General features: G+C 47.8%; 18 protein-coding genes. 3 read left to right on the top strand and 15 right to left on the bottom strand.

The genetic code is table 11. The annotated features are described in order from the left end of the window. Positions 1-4: 4 nt before the first annotated feature. From C5O19_RS04175 to C5O19_RS04160, 4 genes are all read right to left on the bottom strand, one after another. Positions 5-1579: a sensor histidine kinase gene (locus C5O19_RS04175; protein ID WP_104710033.1), complete on the bottom strand. Its 1575-nt coding sequence runs from the start codon at positions 1577-1579 to the stop codon at positions 5-7. A gap of 51 nt (positions 1580-1630) precedes the next feature. Next, complete coding sequence (locus tag C5O19_RS04170; protein ID WP_104710032.1) at positions 1631-2644, bottom strand: glycosyltransferase family 2 protein; 1014 nt, start codon at positions 2642-2644, stop codon at positions 1631-1633. A gap of 102 nt (positions 2645-2746) precedes the next feature. Then, the gene (locus tag C5O19_RS04165) at positions 2747-3079 is read right to left on the bottom strand and encodes a YbaB/EbfC family nucleoid-associated protein (RefSeq protein WP_104710031.1); all 333 of its coding nucleotides are present in this window, start codon (positions 3077-3079) and stop codon (positions 2747-2749) included. Between the two features lie 90 nt (positions 3080-3169). Further along, the gene (locus tag C5O19_RS04160) at positions 3170-5164 is read right to left on the bottom strand and encodes a T9SS type B sorting domain-containing protein (protein WP_104710030.1); all 1995 of its coding nucleotides are present in this window, start codon (positions 5162-5164) and stop codon (positions 3170-3172) included. Positions 5165-5395: 231 nt separating this feature from the next. Here C5O19_RS04160 and C5O19_RS04155 point away from each other — a divergent pair, with 231 nt between their 5' ends. Continuing rightward, complete coding sequence (locus C5O19_RS04155) at positions 5396-6628, top strand: bifunctional 3,4-dihydroxy-2-butanone-4-phosphate synthase/GTP cyclohydrolase II (RefSeq protein ID WP_094814531.1); 1233 nt, start codon at positions 5396-5398, stop codon at positions 6626-6628. 286 nt (positions 6629-6914) lie between these two features. Beyond that, complete coding sequence (locus C5O19_RS04150) at positions 6915-7502, top strand: hypothetical protein (protein ID WP_133163298.1); 588 nt, start codon at positions 6915-6917, stop codon at positions 7500-7502. A 95-nt stretch (positions 7503-7597) separates the two neighbouring features. Here C5O19_RS04150 and C5O19_RS04145 read toward each other — a convergent pair whose 3' ends face one another. From C5O19_RS04145 to C5O19_RS04110, 8 genes are all read right to left on the bottom strand, one after another. Beyond that, a complete protein-coding gene (locus C5O19_RS04145) occupies positions 7598-8503 on the bottom strand; it encodes a DUF4249 domain-containing protein (RefSeq protein WP_104710028.1) in 906 nt (301 codons plus the stop codon). A gap of 28 nt (positions 8504-8531) precedes the next feature. After that, complete coding sequence (locus C5O19_RS04140) at positions 8532-10892, bottom strand: TonB-dependent receptor (RefSeq protein ID WP_104710027.1); 2361 nt, start codon at positions 10890-10892, stop codon at positions 8532-8534. 173 nt (positions 10893-11065) lie between these two features. After that, a complete protein-coding gene (locus tag C5O19_RS04135; protein ID WP_104710026.1) occupies positions 11066-12391 on the bottom strand; it encodes a DUF4270 family protein in 1326 nt (441 codons plus the stop codon). Between the two features lie 59 nt (positions 12392-12450). After that, positions 12451-12765: a DUF4907 domain-containing protein gene (locus tag C5O19_RS04130; RefSeq protein WP_104710025.1), complete on the bottom strand. Its 315-nt coding sequence runs from the start codon at positions 12763-12765 to the stop codon at positions 12451-12453. Positions 12766-12775: 10 nt separating this feature from the next. Next, positions 12776-13777 carry a Kelch repeat-containing protein gene (locus C5O19_RS04125; RefSeq protein WP_243406322.1) on the bottom strand — a complete coding sequence of 334 codons (1002 nt, stop codon included), beginning with the start codon at positions 13775-13777 and terminating at the stop codon, positions 12776-12778. Between the two features lie 581 nt (positions 13778-14358). Next, positions 14359-15072, bottom strand: coding sequence for a LytR/AlgR family response regulator transcription factor (locus C5O19_RS04120; protein ID WP_104710024.1), 714 nt, complete (start codon positions 15070-15072; stop codon positions 14359-14361). Beyond that, positions 15069-16058, bottom strand: coding sequence for a sensor histidine kinase (locus C5O19_RS04115; RefSeq protein ID WP_165795933.1), 990 nt, complete (start codon positions 16056-16058; stop codon positions 15069-15071). Before C5O19_RS04115 ends, C5O19_RS04120 begins: the two co-directional genes overlap by 4 nt. A 226-nt stretch (positions 16059-16284) precedes the next feature. Then, entirely contained in the window at positions 16285-16992 is a 708-nt protein-coding gene (locus tag C5O19_RS04110; RefSeq protein ID WP_165795932.1) for a head GIN domain-containing protein, read from the bottom strand. Positions 16993-17189: 197 nt separating this feature from the next. Between C5O19_RS04110 and C5O19_RS04105 the strand changes: the two genes are divergently transcribed. Continuing rightward, the gene (locus C5O19_RS04105; protein WP_104710021.1) at positions 17190-18077 is read left to right on the top strand and encodes a PorP/SprF family type IX secretion system membrane protein; all 888 of its coding nucleotides are present in this window, start codon (positions 17190-17192) and stop codon (positions 18075-18077) included. A 96-nt stretch (positions 18078-18173) separates the two neighbouring features. Here C5O19_RS04105 and C5O19_RS04100 read toward each other — a convergent pair whose 3' ends face one another. The 3 genes from C5O19_RS04100 to C5O19_RS04090 all read right to left on the bottom strand — a co-directional run bounded on the left by C5O19_RS04100 (position 18174) and on the right by C5O19_RS04090 (position 23367). Then, a complete protein-coding gene (locus C5O19_RS04100) occupies positions 18174-19787 on the bottom strand; it encodes a Na+/H+ antiporter (protein ID WP_104710020.1) in 1614 nt (537 codons plus the stop codon). Positions 19788-20437: 650 nt separating this feature from the next. Beyond that, on the bottom strand, positions 20438-22378 hold the full coding sequence (gene nagB / locus C5O19_RS04095) for a glucosamine-6-phosphate deaminase (RefSeq protein ID WP_104710019.1): 1941 nt from the start codon (positions 22376-22378) through the stop codon (positions 20438-20440). 164 nt (positions 22379-22542) lie between these two features. Further along, entirely contained in the window at positions 22543-23367 is an 825-nt protein-coding gene (locus tag C5O19_RS04090) for an Fpg/Nei family DNA glycosylase (RefSeq protein WP_104710018.1), read from the bottom strand. Positions 23368-23468 lie beyond the last annotated feature (101 nt).

Genomic DNA, 23468 nt, shown 5'->3' with positions numbered 1-23468 from the left:
TAGCTTAAGAGGCACTGGGAAGACAAAATGTAAATCGGGCACCCTCTCCGGGTTTACTGTCCGCCAGGATTATGCCTCCCTCATGCTCCACAATTTTCTTGCACAAAGCGAGGCCGATACCGGTCCCTTCGAATTCGGAGCGACCGTTGAGCCGCTGAAAAACCTGGAAAATTCGTTCTTTGTATTCGGGATCAAAACCAATTCCGTTATCCTGTAAAGTAATCTCAACCCATTTACGGGCCGTAGACAATCCCTTTTGCCGGACCTGCGTAAGCGATAACGACTGAGCAGCAATCCGAATGATCGGTGGCCGCATCGTATCGGTAAACTTGAGCGAATTGCCAATCAGATTGGAAAACAACTGCCGCATTTGTACGGGCACACCGTAAATTTCAGGGAGTTCATCCCATTCGATGATCGCTCCTTTTTCAGCAATCTGAGCATCGAAGTCCTCCAGAATTTCCTCCACGATGGGATTGAGTGGTACAATTTCGCGACTTTTCCCCTGTCGTGTTACCCGGGACAGAATCAGCAGGGCATCAATCAGACTCCGCATGCGATCAATGGCCTGAAGCGTACGCCGCATGTAATTTTCTACTTCTTCGTCCTCTTGGGTGCCCAGTCGCTGTTTCAGGCGGGAGATGAACGCCGAAATCTTCCGTAGCGGTTCCTGAAGGTCATGGGAGGCCGCGTAAGCGAATTGTTCCAGCTCACCATTCGATCGCTGTAATTCCTCAATTTTCTGTCGTAAGGCTGATTCGTACTGCCGCAGTAACGTAATATCGGCAATACTCCCAACCAGATGCGTTACTTTCCCTTTTTCATTGACCACGGGGCGGCCTACCACCATCAGTACCTTTTCCTGGCCTTCCTGCGTCATGACCCGATGTTCGAGACGGAATGCTTGCCGCGTATCAATGGCTTCCTGCACCGTACGTACGACTAACTCATCGTCGCGATGATCCAGAAACGTAAAAAATGAGGTGTAATCGGCACAATCTTTCCGAAAGGTCTCGCGGGTATGACCCATTACTTCATACAGGCCATCGGAACAGATCAACTCCCCCGTCGTCAAGTTTTTTTCCCAACTGCCGAAGTGAAAAGCCTGCTCGGTAATGCGATGCATTTCCTGTTGCTGGAGTAACTTGGTGTAGTTCAGGTGTGATTCCGTAATATCCTGCGAAACACTAATCGTCTCCAGGGGATTTCCCTCCGCATCACTCCGAAAAACGGCCACGCGGGTTCGGAACAGCCGTTCCGTCTGATTTTTGTGCAGCAACAGCGTTTCGTACTCCACAAATTGCTTTTGCCGCGTGATCAGTTCTTCGATCCGGGCGGCTCGTTGATTAAAGAGACTTTCCGATAGAAGGATGGCGTGCAAATTTCCTCCCCGGTCGGCTAAGTCTTGCTTACTGTAGCCAAGCAATTCCGTAAAGCGATCATTGATATAAATGATCTTTTGCGTTGTAAGGTCCTGTACGTGAACGATATCGGGAAACAGCAGATCCAGTTTCTCCAGCATTTGAATTTGCTCGGGAAACTCGGCGGGATACTGATATAGAGCCGATTTGCTATCCATGGACTGTAGAGAAGAAACCAGAGACTTTCAGCGGCCGTAAGTGGCTACTTTTTACGAAAGTTCTGAATATTTCCTTATCCGTTGAAAAAAGTATGCCTTTATAATACTCTTCTCATACAGTCGTATGGGCTTATTCTGTTTCCGTAGTGCATCGAGAGCCCGGCGTTTGCGGTACCAGCTTCGCCCCTGTCCGTAAAAAGCAAAATGGGCTCGTACAATCGCCCAACATAGGGCAAAATGCCCGCTCAACAGGTAGCGAACACCCGCCAAGCCATCGAGTACCAATCGCAGGAAGATGATCCCGTACAGATTTCGGGCGGGCCGGTTTTTATACAACATCGCCAGACTGTTCCGGAAATTAAGAAAGGTTTTTCGGGGATTCAGGTAATCCAGCGTCCCCCCACCGACGTGGTACACGGTCGAACCAGCCGTAGCCCAAACCTGATGCCCGGCCAATTGCATACGCCAACACAGGTCGATTTCTTCCATGTGGGCGAAGAAATCGGCATCGAATCCTCCTAATTCCTGATACACCGCTGCTCGTACGAACATACAGGCTCCACAAGCCCAGAAACAGGGTTCATCGGTGTCGTACTGGCCTTGATCGCGTTCACGCGTCTCGAATAAACGGCCCCGGGTAAAAGGATAGCCCAGAAAATCTAGGTGTCCGCCAACGCCTCCTCCGTGCTCAAAATGTTCCCGGTAGTTATAATCGCGAATCTTGGGCTGCACGGCTGCGATTTGCGGGTGTTGCTGCAAGAGACGCAAGGGTGCTACCAGCCAGCCCGATGTAACTTCCACGTCAGAATTAAGCAGGCAATAGTACTGAGCCGAAATTTGCCGGAGGGCTTCGTTGTACCCACCCGCAAAGCCGTAATTCTTGGTATTACGAATGAGCCGTACTTCAGGAAAATGCGTTTGTAACCAAACTACGGAATCGTCCGTCGAGGCGTTATCAGCAACGTACACGGCATGACCATCCGCGTAGGCGAGCACCGTAGGAAGAAATTTTTCCAGGTAAGATTTCCCGTTGTAATTCAGGATAACAATGGCCAGAAGGTCCATAAAGGTTTGCCCAGCCAGGCAGGGGATACAGAATGGGGAAAGAATAAAAAGAGAAAAGACTAGCGAAAGTCTTTTCTCTTCGTTGGCTTGTATACAGTAGACTTATTTACCGAATAAACCTTCCATACCCGGAATATTGGGCAACAGACCATCCGTAGCTTGTTTGAGGTGATCGGCTACTCGGGTTTCTACGGCTTCGAGGGCTTTATTGGTAGCGGCTACGATCAGGTCGCGAAGCATTTCTGTTTCTTCGGGTTTCACCAGATCAGGATCAATCTCTAAATGAATGAGCTGTTTGCGTCCGTTTACGGTTGCTTTTACCAGTCCCGCTCCGGCTTCCGCCGTTTCGGTAATGGAAGGAAGGGATTCCTGAGCGTCTTTCATGCGGGCCTGCATTTCTTTCATCTTGCCCATCATGCCTAGCATATCAAACATGTGTAGTCGTTCGGTTTGAATAAATTGATTACAAAGGTAGAGAAAACGGGTACAAAATCGTGCCCAAGGCTGTCGACGCACCCTTTAGTGTCAACGAATGAGGCGGAAAACGCCCCGTTTGGTGAACGAATCACCTACTTCATTCCGAACGTCGAGGCGGTACGAATAACTTCCCTGCGGAGCGGGTTTGCCGTTGATGTACCCATCCCAGCCTTCGCTTTCGTCTTCCGTGGAAAAGATAGAATTGCCCCAACGGTCGAATACGGTAAATTTCAGAGCGTTGACGTGTACTACTTTAGGCAGGAAAACATCATTTTGGGAGTCGCCATTAGGTGTAAAGGCATCGGGTACGTAGACCTGAAAAAGCTCCCGAATGGGGATTGGATTGGACCAGCTGGTATTGCCGCTTTCGGAGGTACTTTCAATGCGGTACTGATACTCTGGTGAAATGGGAAAGTCCAGACCACTTACGCTAACTTTCGTCGCCTTGGCAACACTATGAGAAGCTACTACATTTCCCTGAGCATCCAAAGCCTGTACGGTATACTCGCTGATATTTTCAGTAAATGGATTATTACTGGTCCAGGAAAGTTCTCCGCTTTTTTGATTCAGATGAATGGTACAGATGGGAGCCGACGGATTTGACCAGGTTTTACAAGCACTTTCGTACGAAATTTGATAACAGTACGAACGCTGCAAAGGATTGATCTGCCCGTCTTTATACGGACTAACAATCGTTGTATCCGTTTCGATCTTCTCGAATTTACCCCCAGCTTCGGCTCGTAAAATTTCATAATCCAGAATCTTTCCCCCCGGAGACTCCCAACTTAATACAGCGGCCTTTCCGGCCAGTGTGGCATAAGCCTGCGTAATGGGATCTGGCTTTACGGTAGACTCGATTTCCTCGCAAACTTCATTGGAAATGGAATTGATGTTATTGACCCGGGCCGTTACGCGGTAGCAATACGAGGTGCCGCATTCCAGTTCGGATTTGTCAATTAACTGGGTTTGGTTACGATCTTTTATTACCGGAAAGGTCGTCGTACCATTACTTACCGTATACGATTCGAAAGTAGCAGTGGCTTGCGGATAGGCCGACCAGTTTACCTCGATCTGCTTTCCTTTCGCCTGTACCGTAATCGGTAACGTACAGATTTCGTCCGAACCACTTGTACTGGCACAGCCCCCTACCGAGCGTACCTGAAAGCAATACTGTTTTGCGGGGTTAAGATTGATAATCCGTTCTGACGTTAGATTACTTTGAATCTGGATGCCCGTACTAACGTAAGTACCACCAACTTCCTTCTGAAAAATTTCCTGTGTTGTGGAAACAGGGCCGGCAAACTGAATGGTCGCTACGGTTTTGGTTGCTGACAATTCCAGTAAGGTTACGATGGGTTTCGGTGACTGGTTTAGCTTTCCAGGGTCAATGAACTTACTAATTTTGGAAATGCCGCACACATTTCCCTCATACGTGCCCTGAACGGAAATCGTAACACCTGTACCTGCATTCTTGTAGATATGAACTTTCGTCAGTGGTAAATCTTTCTTTAATAATTTTTCTGTATTGCCATCCCCCCACTCTATCGTAAATTCATCGTAAGGATTTCTAGAACTGTCTTTAGGAATCACCAGGGTAACCTGTTCGGGTTCACAGGCATCGACTTCGAAGTTAAGTTCTGGATTATCCAGTACTTGAACAGTCTGACAGGCATACGATCCCGTACCCGACGCACTTCCGACCATAATCAATCCGTACGTACCCGCCTTTTCATACGTATACGATTTATTCACCTTGTCGAAGATTGGAGCACTTAAGTCTACTTCTGCTGATTGGTAATTGAAATTATAAGCGGTAAGACTCGGGTTGTTGTTGGCGGTAACATCTTCCACTTGAATCGTAGTGCCTTTACAGATTTTCAGTATCCGATCCGAAGTTCCTTCCGCAATCATAGAAATTCCTTGGCTGCTAGATACCTGTAATCTGCCTTTGTAATCTTGCGTGCCATTTACCAGTTTGGTCGGACACTGAGCCCAGCCCTCCCCTACGATTCCTAAAAGCAGTAAAAGTATACGTATCCGCATTGAAGATTGTGGTCTTTCCTGTGAGCTATTGGTCAAATTTCAACGAATCCTACCATCATTCCAAAATAGGACCGTAGTTTTGAGACTTCATTAACATTTCTCGAAGAAACCTAACGCCCAAAAAGGGTGTTCACTGTGGTCAGAACGCAAGAAAGATTCTCAGGCGTATATTTCAAATAGAATTTGCTAGACTTCTGACTTCACAGACCCCCTATACATTGCCAAGCAGCCATGGAAGAAAGTCCCATCGTATTAGACAGCATCGAAGAGGCCATTGAAGACATTCGGGCCGGTAAAATTATCGTCGTCGTCGATGACGAAGACCGTGAAAATGAAGGGGATATGATTTGTGCCTCGGAGCTGATCACGCCCGAAATCATCAACTTCATGACCAAGGAGGCCCGCGGACTGATTTGTGTACCCCTCACGGAAGCCCGCTGTCAGGAATTACAACTGGATATGATGGTTGGCCAGAATACGTCCAACCATGAAACGGCCTTTACCGTCTCCGTAGACTTGCTAGGCAACGGCTGTACCACGGGTATTTCAGCTTCTGACCGGGCCAAAACGATTCGGGCCCTGGTAGATCCGGACACGAAACCCGAAGATTTGGGTCGTCCGGGCCATATTTTTCCCCTGAAAGCTAAAGCCGAAGGCGTGCTCCGCCGCCCCGGCCATACCGAAGCAGCCGTCGATTTTGCCGTACTGGCGGGCTTAAAACCTTCGGGCACCCTAATTGAAATTCTGAACGAAGACGGTACCATGGCCCGCCTCCCCGAGCTACGGAAAATTGCCGATCGTTTTGGAATGAAGCTGGTTAGTATTAAAGACCTGATCGCCTACCGTCTGCGAACCGAAACGCTGATCAAACGCGAAATTGGCGTCGATATGCCCACCGAATGGGGCCATTTTAGCCTGATTGCCTATACACAGGTCGCTACGGGTGATACGCACTTGGCTCTGGTAAAAGGCGAATGGGAAGAAGGCGAAGCCGTACTAACGCGGGTGCATAGCTCCTGTGTAACGGGCGATATTTTTGGTTCCTGCCGCTGTGATTGCGGGGAGCAGTTGCACCAAGCCATGCAAATGGTCGAGAAAGAAGGGAAAGGCGTGGTGCTTTACATGTTCCAGGAAGGACGTGGCATCGGACTATTGAACAAACTCCGGGCGTATAAATTGCAGGAAATGGGTCGGGATACGGTGGAAGCCAATCTGGAGTTGGGCTTTCAAATGGACCAACGCGACTACGGCATCGGGGCTCAGATTCTTCGGGATTTAGGTATTACCAAATTGCGACTGATGTCCAACAATCCGAAAAAACGGACGGCTCTGTCGGGTTACGGCGTTGAAATTGTAGAAACCATCCCGATTGAGATTCCTTCCAATCCCTACAACGAACGCTACCTGACGACGAAACGCGATAAAATGGGTCACTTGCTGAATGGGCTCAAACCGCTGATTTAAGCTCAATCCATTACTTGCTTACGAAAGCCTTTCTCTAACCAGAAAGGCTTTTTTTTATGGCTTTCCGACCCTTACCTACCCTTTATTTCGACTCATACTTAAATCGCTGATTTTTAGCGAAAAAACGGAGCATTTATTTAGATGAATCCAGAATATTTCAACACATTTGTTGGATTAATTCAAAAAAAACTTCAAACAGTACAAAATTAAAACAAAGATTATTGGGTAAAACCACTGAAGTACGCGTTAAAATTTTCTTCAATCCGAATCTTTAAAAATGATTGCCATGAAAACCTTTACCTCGTTAAAATTTACTTTGGTTTTTTTTTGTAGCCTTTTTGTTCATTCTGTTTTTGCCAAGCAACAGCCCCACTGGTATTCTGGTAAAGTTGAATTACAATCGGGCGAATGGCTAACGGGCGAGCTACACTTCAATACTGACCTGGGTTTGCTGGAATTTAGCATGGATGGCGTAACCAACGTTCTTTCCGCTCAGAAAGTAGCCTCGTTTTATTATTACGACGAAGAAGCCAACCGGATGCGGACATTTATCGTAGAATCATTCGCTCACCGGGACCGCATGGTACCAACCTTTTTCGAAGTACTGGTCGATGGCCGGATTCGGTTACTAGGTCGAGAGCAAGTGTTGAAGGTGCCGTTTCACGACGAAAAACAAAAGAAGAATGTATATTACTTCCAGCATCCCAACGGACAGATTGTGAAATACAAAGGCCGGCTCCGGCAGATTTATAAAACGCTGCCTAACCAGCAGGACGAAGTCAACTTTTTTGTGAATCGGGTTAAATGGTACCGTTACGACGAAGAAAAACCCATTGTTGAGCTGTTCCGGTACTGCAATTCGCTTTCCGAATAGTCTTTGCATCAAACGCCTATCCAACCCAAAAGAAAAAGCTTTCCAGCGAAACTGGAAAGCTTTTTCTTTTAGTATCAACGGGTAACTGTACCGACTTAAGGTTTCGGACGGGCATTTCCCTTGCGGAATACCGTACTAAATCGGCTAATCGACGAACCGCCGAACCAACCCAGTGCCCTGGGACCATCCGTACGTGCATTAAGAATATTAGTCGGTACGTTTGACGGGGCCGTAGCAAACAGGCCCTGGTTACTGGACTCTTCCCGTACTGCCCGGATGAAATTGTACGTAGGCTGGGTGATACTGAGCAGCTCTACCCGAATGGAATCATTTTCCTGGAAGAGCCGGTCCGAGTTAATCGAACGCCGTACGGGTAACAGAAAAATAAGTCCATCGGTAGCCGCTCCGGGACTAAATCCGGCGTCGTAGGCAATCGACAAGTCGCGGGCCGATCGATCGTACCTCTGGCCATTTTTATAGGTTTTGATCCAGTAACAATCACCAGCTCCGGTAAAGTCGCGGGCGTAAAATTCCGCTACATATCCTTCTTTCGGACTGTCATCCGCCACAAACGTCGGATTATCGTAGTAATAGGTTAGCGAATCGATGGTCGGTACCCGTTTGATTTCCGTCTCAGCCTGATAGGTTTCGCTGGCATAAGCAACGTTCAACGTATATTTTCCGCCCAATCGACCCATCTTCTCGGAAGCCGCTGGTTTCCAGACGTAGTTCCCGTCCTGTTTTTCATCCACAAAACGGTAGGTTTTTCCCAGATCATCGGAAACGGTTACCGTCGCTCCCGTCGCGGGCAAAGCCCGGTTGTTGTTAAAATAATTTTGGGAAAGCGTCAGCCGAATGGTTTGTGGCGTGGCGTCATCGTTAATCCAGCCTTCAACTACCAGACGGGTGGGGCCCGTTTGCGTACGCAGGTCAATCACATCCTCGCAGGACATGAGCAAACTGCTCAGGGCGAGTAAAAGGTATAAGGGAAAGGATTTCATACGTTTATAGCAAATAATTTGAATGGGTTTAAAACTTTACGTTGTACGTGATCGATGGCACCAGCGAACCTAGCACGGCAAATCGAATGGCTTCGGTTTGCAAGCTGTTGTCCCCATTTTGCCGGGCATACACAGAGAATGGATTTCGCCGTCCGTAAACGTTATAAATCGAGTACACCCACTCGGCTTCTCCTTTGCCAAACAGCTTTTTACGAATTTTCTGCGTTACTGCTAAATCGAGGCGATGGTACCAGGGAATCCGGTTGGCGTTCCGGGTATCGAAATAGTTATCACCCACGGCAATACCATCAATCTCAAAACGGTCCGTTGGATACGTGGCGGGCGTTCCCGAAGAAGCCGCGAAGTTGGCCGAGAAGGACCATCGCTGGTTAAGCTGATAAAGACCAACGGCCGTCAGGTTATGCGTTTTATCAAAGCGGGCCGGAAACCAGTTATTATTGTTGATCCCTTCCACCTGCCGCTCCGTACGAGCCAGCGTATAGCTGATCCAGCCGGTGAGTTTACCCTGATTTTTCTTCAGGTAAAACTCCGCTCCGTACGCTCGGCCTTTTCCGTAGAGCAAATCTCCTTCCAGAAAGCGATTAAGTAACAAATCGGAACGACGCACATAGTCGATCTGATTTTCAAGGTTTTTGTAATAGCCTTCGATACTAAATTCGTACGCGTTGTTTTTGAAGTTCTGGAACCAGCCTAACGCAACCTGATCGGCTAATTCGGGCTTGATGTTGCTCGACGATAAGGTCCATACGTCGAGCGGCGAAGACGCAGCCGTATTCGACAGCAGGTGCAGGTACTGAGCCATCCGGTTGTAACTTACCTTAATCGAAGATCGGGGCGAAACTTCAATTTTAGCCGAAAAACGCGGTTCCCAGTTTCCGTAGGTTTCCAGCACGCCACTTTCGACGCGACGCCCGGGCAATTGCGGCTCCAGCCGCTCCCCGGGTACTATAGTTTCGTAGGTAATCAGGTCACCGGGAGCCAGACTCCGGAATAAGGAATACCGCAGGCCATACTGTAGGGTAACCCGACTGCCGAGCCGCTGCTCATTGGCAACGTACAGAGCCGATTCATCCCCGTACCTTCCTTCCAGACTAATGTCCGTCCGCTGGCCCGCTGAAATACCAAAGGCTTTGCCAGGAGCCGAGTTATAGTGGATATACTGCCCACCGAACGTAATCTGATTGTCGGGCGTGAGGAAGTACGTAAAATCTGCTTTCCCACTCAGGTTTTTAATTTGAGAATCCCATTGGAAAGCGTCTTTAGGATCGTCGCCAGTGCCGAGGGAATACTTGTAATTGGAATAATAGCCCGTTAGATTCAGGAAGAGACGGTTACTGAAGATGTGATTCCACCGCCCCGAAACCGTTCCGTTCCCCCAATTGAATCCAAACTGTTTACTACCAAAATTATCCCGTCCGAAATAGCCCGACAGATACACCGTATTGTTGGCATTGATCTGGTAATTGGCCTTCGCCGTGAGATCGTAAAAGTTGAAGATGGTTCCTTTCAAATCGCCCGTCAGGAATGGTTTGGCGAGTACGTCGGCGTAGGAACGACGGCCGGCGACGATAAATGAACCTTTGCCCTTAAATACGGGTCGCTCGTAAGACAGCCGACTAAAGATCAAACCAATACCGGCATTAATCTCCTCTTTCTTGGCGTTTCCTTCCTTCATTCGAACGTCGAGAATGGAAGAAATACGTCCGCCGTAATTAGCCGGGATTCCTCCCTTCACGAGCTTGACGTCTTTGACTGCATCGGGATTAAAAACGGAGAAGAAGCCGAATAAATGCGAAGCATTGTAAACGGGTGCCTCATCCAGCAGGATCAGGTTTTGGCCCACGTCGCCCCCCCGTACATTGAACCCGGAAGCTCCCTCGCCCACGGTCGATACGCCGGGTAACAACTGAATACTACGAACCAGATCGACTTCACCGAGTAAGGCGGGCATTTGACGAATCGTTTTGATGTCCACCTTATTGACGGACATTTCAACTGATTTTACGTTCTCGTCTTCGCCCTGACTTCGGATGACGACATCCTGCAACTGCACGCCCTCATCTTTGAGTTCAAGGTCCAGTTTCACGTCCTGCGTGGTCAAGTCCACCTGCTTCTCCTGACGCTGATACCCTACGTAGGTGTAAACCAGCGTGTACTTGCCTTTGGGCAGCGTAATCGAGTAAAAACCGTAGGTGTTAGTAGTGGTACCGGTACTCCGTTCTTTCACAAATACGGAGACGCCAATGAGTCCTTCGCCATTAGCGGCATCTTTAATGTAACCAGAGATAGTAGCTTTTTCATTGGATTGCCCCCGGGCGTTCGGTAGCAGCAGGACGCCCAGCAGCCAGATAAGAAGAAAATGTTTCATAGGATAGAATTGAAGACCTGTCGTTTATGGCTTAAAAACGACAAACTGCATTCAAGGCTTGTTTTATGCTGCAAAGATGCTCGGGAAATGGCTGAATTTGCCCTTTTTGTGATAACCGGAGCATAACTCCCACCGTTGGAAAACAAAAATCCCCAGCCGAGGCCGGGGATTTTTTAATTGGATTGCGTAAAATATAGACGAAGCCTTACCCGATCCGAAGGATAATCTCGATTCCCTAAAGCCGTTCGTGAAAAGTTCAGATACTGCTGAGCTCCTACGGGCGGCGTCAGAATCAGGGGAGCATTTTGGACTTTTCTTTTCAAAATCAGATTGAAATAATTAGTCACATTGAAGGTGTAATGATCCTTCAATTGCCAGCCGCTGTTATCAACCACGTACGTAGCCGACACAACTGCTCCAGTACCCTGTACATTCTCTACGGGCTGATTGGTTAAAATGTCATTGACGGCATTGGTTTTATATAAGACCAGCGTAGAAGGAGGGTTCGTATTATCTCGAACGTCCGTACGAACGGGGTCAAATACTAATTCCGCCCGATTTACACCTAGAAGTGTTAAGTAAGGTTCTAGAGTTTCGGTTAAATACGGAAATTCAACGCGGGTACGCAGTGGTCCACTCTGTGTAATATAAGCCTTATTATCCGTCAAGGTGCTATTTACAACATCCGGTTGTTGTTTTAAATTAGCTAGTGGCGTTCCGGTGAAATCACTCGCATAGCGACTGTAGTGCATAAACGTAAAGGGAATATCAACCGACTCAGCCGTGGGTGTCAATAGGTTATCATCGTGAAAGTAAACCCGCAAAAAGCTCCGGGGTACGCTAAGTCCTACGATCACGTTTCCTTTTGAAGAACCTTTCACTGCAAACCCCGGTAACAGGTTATGCAACGTCTCGTTATTATTAATCGTATTGTTTTGTAAAGCATTAAATAGTTGAACCCCTAACGTATCCGAAAAACGCTGACGGACACTAGGCGTTGTACCACGTCCGGGAGCAAAACTTGCCTGAGCCAACGGCTTGACCTGGTACTGAACCGAAGTATTGGTATTGTAGTAGGTAATGCTCTGCACTAAGGGCGTAGTCGTTTGATGCGTACTGATCTTGAAGGTTTGTACACTATCTCCGTAGGACAATGACAGAGGCAACACCAGTACTAGTGAATCATACCGGGCTCCTAGCCGCGTATTTAGCGTATTACTGGGATAGCTTGGACTCATAAACGCCGTAAACTCCTGCATACCTGTATTCTCATCCTTCCAGCGACCCACATACATGCTGGAATCAGCAGAGGTAATCGCTGAATCGCTCACTGCTACCGTAGACAATTTTACGGTAAACGTGTCGATCATGACTACGGACAGGTTTTCATTCGGAATGATCTCGGAGCCCAGCGTCAGATCTCCCTTCTGGCATCCGCCTAACGAATAAAGCCCGCTTGCTATAAAGCCTAACGAAAGCCAGGTTTTCCAATTCTTCATTGAATAGTTTATCGAATAAACAGGGAGCGGGCATTTGATCCCGCTCCCGTTCTAATTCCTTAAGGTATTTCTACACCAATGCCCTTTAAATCTTCGGTAGTAAGCGAAGGAGGAAATTGGCCGTTCTTGATTTTTTCCACCACCAGATCTCCCGCCTTTTGAGCTTGTTCGGCTGTAGCAAAGCCCTGCTCTCCTACGATACCCGGAATGATTGGCTGGTGAATAAAGGGCTTTCCTCCCTGTTCGATCTGATAACCCCATCCTTTTGTGGTTTCAAACACGCGTACTTCAAAGGCATAGGTCATTCGCCAATAGTATACGCCTGCCAACAGAATGAGTATTCCTAACAGCCACCAGATACGTTTGTTACGCATAGCTTTAGGCTTACTCAACTACCTCACGAGCAACAGAAGGATCAAAGGAATAAATATCGTCTAATCGGGTTGACCCGGAAGCACCCGTCGCAATGTATCCTAAGTTTTTCATGCTGAAGCTTACTGCTCGTGAGCGACCACTAGGAGCAGCTCTAAATTTATTGTTAGAGTTACCATACTCGTAATCAGAAGCCCAGGTATCTGTAGCTGCATCATAACTCCATATTTTTGTATCAGTAGTAGTAGTGACACCCATCAATAAATAGCCTTTATTATTGATAACAAACGAGCTGGCATAACTACGCATGATAGCCGATTGATCCGTCGTAAAATCCTTCTTCTGGGTCCAGATTCCACTCGTGGGGTTGAATTCCCACCAATCACGTAACGTCTGAGCGTTACCCGTACCCGTACCCACGTAAACCATATTATTAATTACCATGGCTACCGCACCTTCACGTTTGGCACCCGGAAAACTGTTTTCCTTCGTCCAAGTTGCTGCTGTAGGGTTGTAGGAATATAAGTCATTCAGGTTGTTACCGTCGAAACCCGTACCTACGTAACCTTTGTTGTTAACGCTAAACGAAACCGTTCCTACACGGCCCGTTCCCATATAATCCGCAATCTTAGTCCATTTATTGGACGTTGGATCGTACGAGTAAAAATCCTTCACGTACACACCACCCTGAGGCTGGCCTAAGCCTACGTAACCTTTGCCGGCAACGGCAAAACCAGTAGCACCCGTTCGGCCAGCACCGGGGAAGTTGGCTTTCTGGGTCCACGTACGTCCGTTATATTGCCATAAATCCGCCAAGCGGTTGTTATTATTATCCGAACCTGTTGATATGTAGGCGGCGGTATCGATGACAAAGCTAGCGGCACCACTCCGAGCTACCCCTTCAAAAGGAGATTCAGCCCGCCAGTTGCCCATCACGTTTTCATCGTTATTACTATCCTTGCAGGAAAAACCCAGGACCGCCAGACCGGCAATGGCAATTAAGGAACGGTTCATTGACCGGAATCCGCGAGAAGTACTACGCACAGAGGTGGGATTTGAAAAAAGAGACATCATAGAAAATTCAAACCGTTTCATGAATGATTAGCGGTATGAGAATAAAGTTTGATTAATGAATCCGTGGAGGTCTGTTTGTCGTCCGTATTCAAAATGACCTTCCATGTTCTGATCCGGGATTATTTAAAATGACTGCTTACGTCTGATTCTTGTTCGGGTCGTTTCTGTTGGCGTACCAGCTTTTCCGCCCAATAAAAACGCAAAAATAGAGGTCTATTTCTAGGAAATAAAATGGCTAGTCGAAAAGCTGAACCAAACGCGAAGCTTTTTCAGCACGCTTGTTCAAGCACTTTTGCCGAAAAACCCGGATTTCAAGGGTAAAAACCGCGGTCTTTATGATCCAAGGCCGTATTCCTCCGCTTATTTCCTAATTATTTAATTCCTGAATTCATTCCGATTTTTCACTTTATTTTTCAAGGAATTTCCTAAAAAGCCGCGAGTCGCCGAAATTAACTTCATTACTAACGGCTTCCTACCCGCCTATCGTGTACGTCTGAAACGAATCTTACCAATATTTCTTTCTACTCGTGTTTGTTCACCTGCAAGGTCTCGTAGATCTGCGGCACGTACTGTTCACTCATGGGAATACTGTTTCCGGCAACGGTGAGTTTCAGTTTACGTATGGCATCCACCCGTTCGGTAGCCACGATATACGAGCGATGTACCCGCATAAAAGCCGGAGCGGGCAAAAGCTCTTCCAGGTTTTTAAGCGTCATCCGTGTAATGACCGGACGGGCGTGTACAGTCGTATGAATCTTCACGTAATCTTTCAGTCCTTCAATGTATAGAATGGTAGGAATCTGAATTTTTACCAGTGAATAATCCGCATGCACGAAAAAATGTTCCTCCTGCGACGGCCCCATACTGGGGGTGCGGGCGAAATACTCCTTTGCTTTTTCGGCCGCCTGCAAAAATCGCGTCAGTGGTACGGGTTTGAGTAAATAATCCAGTACGTTGAGGTTGAAACCTTCCAGGGCGTATTGCTCATAGGCCGTTACAAAAATGACCTGCGGTCGCTGTTGCAAGGATTTCAAAAATTGGGTTCCCGTCAATCCGGGCATCTGAATGTCCATAAACACCAGATCGATGGCTTCTTTCTGGAGTACTTCCAGCGTTTCCAGGGCATCTTCACAGGTGGCAACCAGTTCCAGGTAGGGCACTTTCCGAATGTTATCGGCCAGTAACTCCAGAGCTAGTGGCTCGTCGTCCACGGCTACGCAGCGAATTTTGTTCATGACAATTCAAGAGTTAACTGAACCTCGTACCAACCCTCGCGTTCCCGAATCTGAAGATCATGATTGGGGTACAGCAGATTAAGCCGACGTTCAACGTTTTTCAACCCTATACCCGAATGATGATCTTTGGGGTCGTCGGGTTGCATACTGACTTTGTTTTTTACCAGAAAATAGAGGGTACGCTCGTTAATATGTAGATGCAACTGAATAGCTGGGCGGGTAATCATGCCGATTCCGTGCTTAAAAGCATTTTCCACGAAGGGAATCAGTAACATCGGTTCGATGCAATGATTACCGGCAACGGGCCCCAGATCCAGTTCAATCTGTACCTTCTTTCCCAGCCGTAAGGTTTGCAGATCGATGTAACTGCGGAGGTACCGAATTTCCTGATCCATCGGCACTTTGGCTTCGTCCGATTCGTACAGCATGTATCGCATTAGCTCCGCCAGTTGAATTGTAGCGGGTTCTACCGATTCGGGCTTGAATCGGGCCAGCGAGACGATGCTGTTGAGAATATTAAACAGGAAGTGCGGACTGATCTGCGACCGCAGGAAACTCAGCTCGGACTTCAATCTCTCGTTTTCCCGTTCCTTTTCCAACTGCTGCCGTCGATGAAAATCATTCAGCACTTTATACGTAGTGCTAATCGAAAAGATGAAGAGTACCGGAAAGATAGTTCCGGTGATGAAGCGTACGTCCGTCAAATCAGCCTTGAATGCCAGCGAGCGTAGTTGCATGGAAAGCAGTACCATCACCAGGCCACACCCCGCCACTGTCAGTAGATAGAAGCTCAGTCCTTTTTTCTCCAGAAATCGAGGAATCAGAATTCGAGTATTGAGGTAAAAGAAAAGTACGGCCAGTGCATTTAAAGCGACCATATACACCGGGTCGGGCGGTTGATGAAACCGTCGTACGCGAACGGTCGACGACCGGAAGATCAGCGGCCAGAATATAAACAGGCACCAGAATACTAGTTGTAATAGCATTCGGCGGGCTTCTGAAATTCGTATCGCAAACGGTGCGTTCATGTCCTCAATACCAACAATGATTTTGTCATAATCCTGTTTTCGGAGGCCGAAAACCCAAATCCAGCGATGAGTACACTGGTTTTCTCGACGGTTTAAAAGCCGAAGCCTTTGCAACCCAATACCGCAGAAGTCGGTACGGCGTTGCAAAGGCTTCGTATAAATTTTAATTTTTTATTTTGAAGGACTAGTTATCCTGCGAAACCGTACTACCTCCGGACAGATCCAGATTAGTACGGGGATTCCCCCGGTAACGTAACGAACTGGCTCCGCTTGCTTTACAAATGAGCTGTTCCGCTACGGAAATTTGGGCATCACTCGCTCCCGATAAATCTAGTTTAGCCTGTTTGCTGGGATACTGATAGGCTCGAAGTTTAGAGGCTCCGGAGCATTCAACGTCGAGTTGTTCGGTAGTACCTTCCAGATCGAGACGACTCGCTCCCGAAAGATCTGCCTGCAGGCGTTCGGTATGACCCGTAAACGCTAGTTCTGACGCCCCCGAAAGCTCCACTTCCAAATCTTCTGCGTCCTCAAAGCCCCAAACGCGGGCATTGACAGCTCCCGAAAACTCGACCTTCTCCAAAGCTGGCATTGTAATTTCGATTTCCATCGGGTGTTTCCGATTGCGAGTCCAATGGTTGTAACTAATTTCTAGATTGTCATTCACCTTCTTCACGCTCAGATCCTGAACGTCGCTGCGATGACCTCGGGCTACAATTCGGTACGTGTTTCCTGGTACGACCCGTACCTTAAATGCATTACCCATTCGAAGGCGATCGAAATTCGTTAGACCGTATTCTGCAGTGGTTTCGTCATACGGGCAAACGTCCTCCCAGCGATTACAGGAAAACAGAGTAGTTACGAACAAAAGCAGTACAAATGCATACAATTTCATGGCATGAATTAATTGAGCGTTGAAGCGACAAAATTTCTCTTCTTGCTTTGCTTCTGCCATCTTGTTCGGATGAATCCGCACATTCGGTGCACCAACGGGAATAAAGCACGCCTGCATTGTGTACTTCTTCGAAAGACGATTCTGTATTTCTCGCCCGCCTTCCTTACTTTCGCTTTCCCATACTCACCTAACTAACTATGCGATCACTTCTATTTTTGGTCTTCCTGCTAGTCTGCCAGATGGCTTCGGCTCAGATGGAAGGCACCTACAGTAGCTATCCATTTAGTCAACTGGCCATTAATCCAGCCTACGCGGGTACGCGTGACTTGACCAGCATGACCTTTCTCAACCGACGCCGTTCGGTACAGTTCCAAAACACGTATAGTTCGCAGTATTTCACGGTGGATAGCCCGGTGGGTGAAAACTGGGCTCTCGGTTTCCAAGCTTTTCGCGACCCGTATTCCATTGCTTCCGTAGGTTTCTACGGAACGGCCGCGTATCGGCACCGGATCTCCGAAAACGAAATTCTTTCGGCGGGCGTGCAAATGGGCATTACGCAAGTCGTACTCCCTAACAATTTTGTGGGCAATAATGCGTATCCCTTCACTTTGGGCTTAGGTGTTCAGTACAAAACGCCCGTGTACTACGTGGGTCTGTCGGCTCAAAACTTAGTAAATCAAACGCACTATTACTCTACAGCTAAACCAATTTTCCTAACGGCTGGCTACGTATTCTCGCTGACGGAAGAATGGAAACTAAAGGCCGCCACGCTGGTGCGGGGCCAGAATCCCGGCCTTGGGTTTCAAACGAAAGCGGATGTCAATGCGACGTTTTGGTACAAAAACGTAGGCGTTGGCGTTTGGTACCAGAGTACGCTCCAGACCCTCGGCGGTAGAGATGGCATTTTAGGAACGGCGGAAGTACAACTTGGCGATCGTTTTCGGGTCGGAGCCAGTTACGATTTTAACGCTCCTCACAGCGGCGATTTTAGTTTCAGTACGCAGGAAAGTACGATCTGGCAGTTTTTCCTACGGTACGAGCTTGATCATGGAACGGGAAAAGTCGGGCAGATGCGGTATTTTTAGAAACAATGATATCGGTGAGCTTTCGAGGGATTAAACGTAAGAAGCCAGGGTTTTCTCCCTGGCTTCTTACGTTTGCGATTGAGTGGAATCTTTACGTTATTTCACTAATTCAATCTGAAGACGAGTTTCCTCAATATCCAATTCCGATTCAATTTTCCGGAGTACCTCTTCGTTGCTTTTACCCTCGCGGTGTAGTTGTTGAAGAATACTACGCTCCACGTCGATCACTTCTAATTGTACCCGGGAAAATAGGTTAAAAATCCGCAAAGCCGGTGTTTCCGAAAATTTCTGTTCCTTCTCAGGTAGGGGAAGCTCCGTATGTTGCAAGCGTTCAAACCGGTTTTGGTAGCTGCTTTTGATGCGTTTGAGTACCACGTCATCCACATCGCTCATGTTTTCCTCAATATGCGTCATGACCGCACTCAGTACCCGACTGCGTACCTCGTATTCTTCGGCCAATATGGAATATCGGGGCATTTTCAGTTTACGAATCACCCAGGGCAAGGTTAGTCCCTGAGCCACCAGCGTCACGATAATCACGCAGAACGTCAGAAAAATTACCAGATTTCGGTTAGGAAACAGGTCACCGTTGGGTAAGGTTAACGGAATTGATAAAGCAATAGCCATTGACACCACCCCCCGCATGCCCGACCAGCCAATGACCACCAGATTACGCCGATCAAAGAGTTCGCGTTCGTTATGTCGGTTAAAAAGCTGGCGGGGCAAAATGGCGGCGGGCGTGAGCCAGATAAATCGCACTAGAATCACCACTACACTTACCACCAGACCATAACCAATCAGTACCCAGATTCCGTGCGTGGTCAGCGAATCCAGGTCTGCCAGTACCATTTTCATTTGTAAGCCCAATAGAATGAAAATTAATCCATTCAGAATAAAACCCACAAATTCCCACACGGCATAAGTCTGTACCCGCGAATCGGTCGTGAACATATCCGCCGAACGATAAGACAAATACAGACCCGTAGTTACTACAGCCAGTACGCCTGAACCGTGAAAGTGCTCAGCTAACAAATACGAAGCAAAGGGCGTTAAAAAGGTAAGAGAGACATCGGCTAGGGCTTCAGTAACGAAATTTTTGTGGATCAGGTACAACGTATAGCCAATGCCTAATCCAATCCCTACGCCGATACCGACTACCAGCAGAAATTGGTAGCCAGCTTCCCAAATATTGAACGCCCCGGTAAGAATGGCCGCCAACGCGTAGCGATACACAATCAATCCGCTGGCATCATTGAGCAAACTTTCTCCTTCGAGAATACTGATAATCCTCGGGCTCAGTCCCAATCCTTTCGTAACCGAAGTAGCCGCTACGGCATCGGGCGGTGAAACGATAGCACCCAGCAAAAAAGCCTCCGCCCAGCTAATGCCATCAATAAGGCTATGTACGGCCCAGCCAACACACAAGGTTGTAAAGACAACCAGCCCAACGGCAGCCATGGTGATCGGTCGAATATTGGCTTTGAATTCGTGCCAACTGGCTTTCCAGGCGGCTTCATAAAGCAGTGGCGGCAAAAAGACAAAGAAGACCAGTTCAGGATCCAGAATAATGACGGGTAGTCCGGGAATAAAGCTAATCAGTAAACCCACAATGATCAGAGCAATAGGAAGCGGAAAATTCCTACGAGCACTCACTACCGTCAGAAACGAAACCCCAAAGAGTAGTAAAACAATGATTTCTATATTCTCCATACATTCATCCGGTTAGATTATCCGTCAATAGGTCCATCAGGGAAGTTACAAGTGGGCAGAACAGTCGAAGAGTCCGCTTCGATTGACTACTAGCCCGTAAATTAGGAAGCTATACAGTATTTACGAAAAAGCGGCAAACCTTTTTGGTGGAAAGGCTTGCCGCTTTTGGTGTACTCAAGAAGTATTTTAGATACTGGTGACAGAGGCCGATCTCGACCGACGTGCTTTCATTCGTACGGGTTCATTATCCGGAACATTCTCAAAAAGAAAGAACGTATTCGAACAATGCCGACACCGGTAATACTTTAAGGGCAAGAAACCCGCTAACTTCTTCACTAGTTCCGGACGCCCATTTCGTTCAACGTGGATAGACGTTTTACACTCGCGGCATTCGCATTTACGCTTTGTTTTAGTTAGTAGCCAGGTCAGAAAAATCAGGTAACTAACGATCAAAGAAACGGCGGCAATAATAAAAATTCCAGTCATAAATTTACAGTGGATTGCTATGTATGGCGGTACAAAAATTAAACTACTGTATGTCCCTTACACTAGAAACGCCCGATAGGTTTCATAACCTTGGACCAAACCAAGAAAAAACGCGACGAAACCCGCAAGGGCGTCGTCGCGTTGACTTTTGATAAGAATCTATTTTAGAACTTCCAACGCACAAACGCTTCCACAGCTTCGTACTCGGCAAGCCCTAATTTGTTGTATAAATTCGCCGTTGCCTGGTTCCGCTCTTCGGCCCGTTGCCAGAATTCCCGAGAGTCGGTACCTTGGTACACCACACCGTCTTTTTGGGACTGGTGTTTAAAGATTCCCTGACGCTTTTTCATTACCTGATCCGGCGACATAGGTACGGCCATTTCAATTAAATCGATCGCCCACTCATCCCAGGCACCTTTGTACAACCAAACCCAGCAATCTTTCATGAATGCTTCGTCTTTCAAACGACGAACGGCTTCCATGACGGCATCCAGACACACTTTGTGCGTACCGTGCGGATCGGCCAGATCACCCGCAGCGTAGATTTGATGTGGTTTAATTTCCCGAATCAAATCCACTACGATTTGGATGTCTTCTTCGCTGAGTGGTTTTTTCTGTACTTTACCCGTTTCGTAAAAAGGCATTTTCATGAAGTGAGCATTCTTCACGCCATTTCCAACGAAGCGGCACGTTGCTTTCGCTTCACCTTCCCGAATTAATCCTTTGACGTGACGCACTTCGGCAGTATCGATATCCGAATCCTTCTTGGTACGCAGGTATTCGGCAGCATCTTTAAAAATACGCTCGGCTTCCGGACTGTCAATACCAAAGTGCCGGTTGTAATCAACTACGAAGTCGATAAAACGTAGGGCTTCATCATCGGCTACGGCAATGTTACCCGAAGTCTGATAACCCACGTGTACGTCATGTCCCTGATCTACAAGGCGTTGGAACGTACCTCCCATCGAAATAATATCGTCGTCGGGGTGCGGACTGAAGATCAAACAACGCTTGTGAGCAGGTTCGGCCCGTTCGGGACGCTTGGCATCGTCGGCGTTGGGTTTTCCACCCGGCCAGCCCGTAATGGTATGTTGTAACTGATTGAATACGTCGATATTCAGGTCATACGCCTGTCCTACCTGAGCCAGCAAATCCGAAAGACCATTGTCGTTGTAATCACGGTTGGTCAGTTTCAGAATGGGTTTATTCAGTGAAAGAGCCAGGTGCGTAACGGCTTTTTTGATCATGGTTTTATCCCAGATCACCTCTTCTACCAACCAGGGCGTTTTGCGGCGGGTCAGTTCAGCAGCAGCCGATTCGTCGAGTACGAATTGTACGTTGGGATGTCCCTGTAAATAACTCGCCGGGACCTGATCCGTCACGGGACCTTCGATCGCCTGATGAATCATGGGAGCTTTGTGCTCACCCCAGGCCAGCAGAATTACCCGCTTGGCTTTCATGATCTGGTTAATACCCAGCGTAATAGCTTTTTTAGGAACGTTAGCCAGTCCGCCGAAATCCAGAGCCGCATCAATACGGGTCGTTAAATCGAGCGTCATCAGGCGAGTGCGGGAATTCACGTGTGAACCCGGCTCGTTGAAACCGACGTGACCATTCCGGCCAATTCCTAATAATTGAAAATCCAGACCGCCTAGTTCATCAATCCGGCGTTCGTATTCCTGGCAGAAAGCCGGAATCTGAGCCGGTGACAGAGTGCCATCGGGAATAAAATAATTGTCTTTAGGGATGTCAATGTGGTTAAACAGCTGCTCCTGCATGAACCGAACGTAGCTTTGTAAGCCGTCGGGCTGCATGGGATAGTATTCATCCAGGTTGAATGTAATGACGTTGTAAAAGCTGAGCCGCTCTTCCCGGTGAATGCGGATGAGCTCCGCATACACTTTTTTAGGCGATGATCCCGTAGCCAAACCTAATACAGCAGGTTTTCCCTGTAATTGTTTGGAACGAATGATTTCGGCAATTTCACGGGCAACCGCCGCTGATGCGTCATTGGAATCGGCATAAATCTGCGTAGGAATCCGTTCGAAGGCGATGGGCTGGTTCAGCGTCGGCGTAGCTAACAACGTGTCTGTCTCGGGCAGCATGTTATAGAAGGAGGCTTAGTTAACGCAACAAAAATATAGCTTTTCCCTGACAAGCTTGTACTACCAGCCTGACAAAACCCGTATTTTTTAAAAAAATTTAATAAATTAACCAGACAGTGGCCCTAACTGCTGGAAATCAGACATTACCTAAGCGAACGTTTAACCTAAAACGACAGAACATAGGGCTGATCGACGGGACAGAAGTAGGTAGTACGCCCTCCTACCTGTTTGATCTGGAGCTTTTGCTGACAACGTGGACAAAGCAGATGCTGCCCTTGATCCGGGTACGGCGACAAAGCCCATTCCCGGGCATGAATGATGAAATCCTGCGGGAACAAAGCGTAGTTCGCTTCGTATTGAATAGCCGTTAGTAATACTTTCTGAATAGCTTCGTGTAAGGCCTGTACTTCCAAGCTCGTCAGCGAAGAAGCCAGCCGTTCGGGATGAATCCGAGCCTGGAACAATACTTCGTCCACAATCCAGTTGCCAATGCCCGCCACTACCGACTGATCCAGCAGTACGGGTTTAATCAGGGCTTTTTTACGGGCCAGCGTCTGACCCAGCTCTTCTGGCGTAATAGCTAGTGCATCCGCCGCAATTCGCTTTTTCAGCAGGTATGCTTTCACATCGTCTACTAGCCCAATTCGTTCAAATTTCCGGGGACAAATGAACGCAAGCCGATAGCCATTCTGAAAGTAAAAAATAATTCGGGCAAAGCGAGGCTGCTCCTGATCGTACTGATAATAGGCCAGATCACCCGTCATCCCGAAATGGAAGTGTACAAAGAAACCACCGTCCGTTTCGACGAACAGGTTTTTACCGACGCGTTGCGTCGCGACGAATTGCCTGCCGCGTAAGGCTGCTACCAATACGTCGTAATCAGTGGTCAGGAGCTTGGTATCTTCTACTTGAATATCAGCCAGGGGTTGAAAGAGGCAGGTCGCTTCGAAATAACGTCGGTAGGTTTCGACTTCGGGTAATTCAGGCATAGTGGCGTAATGAATGTGGGTTGTCTAGTTTTGGATGACGGTTGTGTAAGGGAATATTTTCGATAGGGACTCTCCGCTAGGGACCGACGGATGATTGGGAT

It is taken from the genome of Siphonobacter curvatus (assembly GCF_002943425.1).
GTDB classification, from domain to species: Bacteria; Bacteroidota; Bacteroidia; order Cytophagales; family Spirosomataceae; genus Siphonobacter; species Siphonobacter curvatus.
This window is presented reverse-complemented; position numbering and strand designations above follow the sequence as displayed.